Raw genomic sequence first — 758 nt, forward strand, 5'->3', positions numbered from 1 at the left:
CGTCAGGGCCATGAGTGTATTGGCTTTTGTGAGATTGACAAGTTTGCGAGGAAATCTTACAAGGCCATCTATGAGACCGAAGGAGAAATAGAATTTCATGATATTAGACAAATCACAGACCAAGACTTTAGACAACTTAGAGGGCAAGTGGACATCATCTGTGGGGGATTCCCTTGCCAGGCATTTTCACTCGCAGGCAGACGATTGGGATTTGAGGATACTAGGGGAACTCTGTTCTTTGAGATTGCTCGAGCGGCCAAACAGATCCAACCACGTTTTTTATTCCTCGAAAATGTCAAGGGCTTACTCAGTCACGACAAGGGAGAGACATTTCGAACAATCCTCACCACATTGGATGAGTTGGGGTATGATGTTGAATGGCAGGTGCTTAACAGTAAAGATTTCCAAGTGCCGCAAAACCGTGAAAGAATTTTTATTATCGGACATTCTAGAAGATACCGTCCCCGATTCCTATTTCCTCTCAGAGGAGAAAACAGCTCAGCTGGTCTTGAACGATTAGGCAATGTTAATCCGTCAGGCAAAGGGATGAATGGAGAAGTCTATTTATCACGTGGGCTAGCACCAACCTTAACCAGAGGAAAGGGTGAGGGAACTAAAATTGCCATTCCAGTTTTAACCCCTGATAGGCTAGAAAAACGCCAACATGGGAGACGCTTTAAAGGGAACGATGATCCGATGTTTACTTTAACTAGCCAAGATCGGCATGGTGTAGTTGTCGCAGGAACTTTACCAACTTC

At 44.6% G+C, this 758-nt stretch carries 1 protein-coding gene; it reads left to right on the plus strand.

The features are described from left to right. Nucleotides 1–758: DNA cytosine methyltransferase (locus ACPC58_RS11645; RefSeq protein WP_434066035.1), on the plus strand; the 758-nt coding region annotated here is incomplete at both ends.

The sequence above is a fragment of the Streptococcus sp. VTCC 12905 genome (assembly GCF_049893385.1).
GTDB lineage: Bacteria > Bacillota > Bacilli > Lactobacillales > Streptococcaceae > Streptococcus > Streptococcus suis_AA.